Origin of the sequence: Carnobacterium sp. (assembly GCF_032094055.1) — a bacterium.
Lineage (GTDB): Bacteria > Bacillota > Bacilli > Lactobacillales > Carnobacteriaceae > Carnobacterium_A.
The window spans coordinates 1-3,145 of sequence record NZ_DAMDAK010000117.1 but is presented as its reverse complement, the minus strand read 5'-3'; the positions used below and the strand labels follow the sequence as shown (position 1 = coordinate 3,145).

At 41.4% G+C, this 3,145-nt stretch carries 4 protein-coding genes; all 4 read right to left on the bottom strand.

The window, feature by feature from the left end; genetic code table 11:
* Positions 1-749, bottom strand: a 749-nt coding sequence (locus RT405_RS12740) for an amidohydrolase family protein (RefSeq protein WP_313470179.1), incomplete at its 3' end; no start/stop codon positions are given.
* An 88-nt stretch (positions 750-837) separates the two neighbouring features.
* On the bottom strand, positions 838-1,755 hold the full coding sequence (locus tag RT405_RS12735; RefSeq protein WP_313470174.1) for an aspartate carbamoyltransferase catalytic subunit: 918 nt from the start codon (positions 1,753-1,755) through the stop codon (positions 838-840).
* Positions 1,756-2,023: 268 nt separating this feature from the next.
* Positions 2,024-2,572 carry a bifunctional pyr operon transcriptional regulator/uracil phosphoribosyltransferase PyrR gene (pyrR, locus tag RT405_RS12730; protein ID WP_035028144.1) on the bottom strand — a complete coding sequence of 183 codons (549 nt, stop codon included), beginning with the start codon at positions 2,570-2,572 and terminating at the stop codon, positions 2,024-2,026.
* Between the two features lie 223 nt (positions 2,573-2,795).
* The coding region (locus tag RT405_RS12725) for a pseudouridine synthase (protein WP_313470171.1) at positions 2,796-3,145 on the bottom strand (350 nt) is incomplete at its 5' end.

The following is a 3,145-nucleotide window of genomic DNA, read 5'->3' as shown; positions in this document are numbered from 1 at the left end:
ACTTCTGCTGTTACAGGAATTCCAGCTCGTTTAGCATCACGGATAATCCGGACACTTTCTTTCGTAGAAACATGGCAAACATGATAATGAGCACCTGTAGCTTCGCTGAGCAATACATCGCGCGCAATTTGACTGGATTCAGTAACACTTAAGATACCGGGCAAACCCAGTTCTTTATTGCGAGTGCCTTCGTGCATCACTCCGCCAAATAATAAAGACTCATCTTCTGTATGTGCAACAATAACGGTTTTGTTTTTAGCCGCTTCTTTCATGGCCAAGTACATTGTCCCGGCAGTTTGTACTCCCACTCCGTCATTTGTAAACGCAAAAGCTCCAGCTGAAAGCAATGCTTTTTGGTCGGTGAGTTGTTCACTGCGTAACCCTTTGGTAATTGGCGCATACTGCAAAACCTTTACTACAGCGTCGGTTCTTATTTTTTCTTGTACAGCAGTCAGTTTTTCGACGGTATCCAGTTCAGGCTTCACATTCGGCATTGCACAAATAGTCGTAAACCCGCCACGAGCAGCCGCCATTGTTCCCGTTCTAATCGTTTCTTTTTCTGAAAAACCCGGTTCCCTTAAATGAACATGTACATCAATCAATCCAGGCGTAAGTAAAGCCCCTCGAGCATCGATGATCTGATTTGCCTGTTTTCCTTGAAAAGATAAGTCAGATCCGACAGCTTCAATGATGCCATTATTTAGAAACACTTCACTTGCTTGCAGCAGCCCCTGCTGGTTGATAATCATTGTATTTTTAAGCCATAATGACACTGTTATCCCTCATTCCTCTATTGTTTGGTTAGTTTTGTAAACTGCTTTTTGTACCGGCAGCTTTTTAATGTGCTAAAACAGCTTCTAAAACAGCCATCCTAGCATAGACACCATTTTGCATTTGAGTCACAATGCGAGAACGCGGGCATTCCATTAATGTACTCTGCAACTCCACATCGTGGTTAACAGGTGCAGGATGCATGATAATCGCATGACCAAGCATATTACGTTCTCGATCAGCAGTTAATCCGTATTTTTCTAAATACGAGGCTGTAGAGAAATTCCCATACGTTTCGTGGCGTTCATGTTGCACTCTCAGTAGCATCATCACATCCACTATTTTAACTAACTCGTCTAAAGGCCGATATTGTCCATATTGGTCAAAGGATGGATTATACCATTCTGGAGGACCTGAAAAGTAAATCTCAGCGCCAAGACGTTGCAACATCTGCATGTTGGATCTTGCAACACGTGAATGAGTTAAATCGCCTACAATGGCTACTTTCAGCCCTTCAAAAGAACCAAACTCTTCATAAATGGTCATTAAGTCTAGTAAACACTGACTTGGATGCTGCCCGGCTCCATCACCACCATTGATAATAGAGCAAGAAATAGTTGGACTGTTGATCAGCTCGGTATAAAAAGATTCAGAACCATGTCGTATGACGGCAACATCGACCCCAATAGCGGCCATTGTTAACACTGTATCGTATAAACTCTCTCCTTTTGTCAGACTGCTCGTCGAAGGTTCAAAATCAATTACTTTCACCCCTAGCTTATTTTCTGCCATTTCAAAACTTTTATGGGTTCTTGTACTGCTTTCAAAAAAAAGATTGACTGCATATTTGGTTCCGGCATATTGAGGAGCTGCACCTCGTTTAAGTTCGCCTGCTCGCTTAATCAATGCTGTCACCTCTTCGTTTTTCAATGCCTCAACTGAAACAAAATGCTCTAAACGTGTACGCTCTATAGCTTCTTTCATTTTTAGTCCTCCTTTTATGTATGAATCCATAGCGAATGCCAAACTTAAAACTCGACATCCTGGTTTCTCAACTACCTAACACATTTTCCTTCAGCTCTTGGATGAGGTGTAATGGCAGGACCCTTTTTAATAAAAAAAGAACCCACCGTCTATTGAGACAGTTGGGTTCTATCATTATTCAGACTCCGCGCGAAGGCATCCTTAGCACGGCTGAATAGGAGTAGTGACCTTTTGTGTCTCTCTGGACTCAATTAAAGCTTCACAATGATTAATTTAATTTTTGAATCAGTACATGGTCTTCGCCATCTACTTCTTGCATAGCTACTTTGATTTGTTCTTCTAAGGACGTGGGAATATTTTTTCCAACAAAATCAGCCCGAATTGGCAATTCTCGATGTCCACGGTCAACCAACACAGCTAAAGATATTTTACTGGGACGTCCAATATCCATTAACGCGTCTAAAGCAGCCCGAATCGTCCGTCCGGTAAACAAAACGTCATCAATTAAAATGACTTGTTTGCCTTCAATTGAAAAAGGAATATCTGTTCCTTTTATTTCGGGTTCACGTCCATCACTAGTGTGGACATCGTCACGATAAAGAGAAATGTCTAGTTTTCCGACTGGGATAGCAACTCCTTCAATCTGCTGCATGCGTGCTGCAATTCGTTCAGCGACATAAATCCCTCGAGTTTTGATGCCTACCAAAACTAAATCTTCGATACCTTTATTTCGTTCAATGATCTCGTAAGTAATCCGAGTCAAAGCGCGTTTCATAGCAGCTTCATCTACCACTTCTACTTCAGATTTAAATTTCATGTTTGTTCCTCCTTGAATCTAGTGAATGATGAATAAGTACTGTACTTCATTAAAACACCCTTTTACCTATTTGGCAAAAGGGCATCGTGAGTTCCACTGCAGGCAAAAATCCGACAATAGTTCACTCATACGTGTATGCTCCTTTGTAGCCTCACAGGACTGGGATTAAAGGATATCTTTTTCTCTTTGTTAGTAACGACTTTACCGTTCAGTTAAATAAAAGTCAACGGTTTTCTCTTAATTCAGCTAAAGTATTTTCAAATATTTCCGGCAGTGGAGCTTCAAAAGTCAAAAATTCGCCTGTTGTAGGGTGGTTGAAACCGAGAACGCGCGCATGCAAAAACTGGCCATTTCCTGGTAATGTTTTGCGCGGTCCATAGGTTGGATCACCTGCAAGCGGGTAACCAATATATTTCATGTGCACTCTAATTTGATGGGTTCTTCCAGTTTCTAATTGTAAAGAAACCAATGTGAAATCGTTAAAGCGTTCTAGCACTTGGAAATGAGTAATAGCTGAACGTCCGTCGTCGATCATGTCTTGTTTTTTTCGATCATTTTTTGACCGGCCCAACG

Excerpts from the sequence above, each read along its gene's own strand:
- RT405_RS12735 (WP_313470174.1), bottom strand. The coding sequence starts at position 1,755 with ATGAAAGAAGCTATAGAGCGTACACGTTTAGAGCATTTTGTTTCAGTT.
- pyrR (WP_035028144.1), bottom strand. The coding sequence starts at position 2,572 with ATGAAATTTAAATCTGAAGTAGAAGTGGTAGATGAAGCTGCTATGAAA.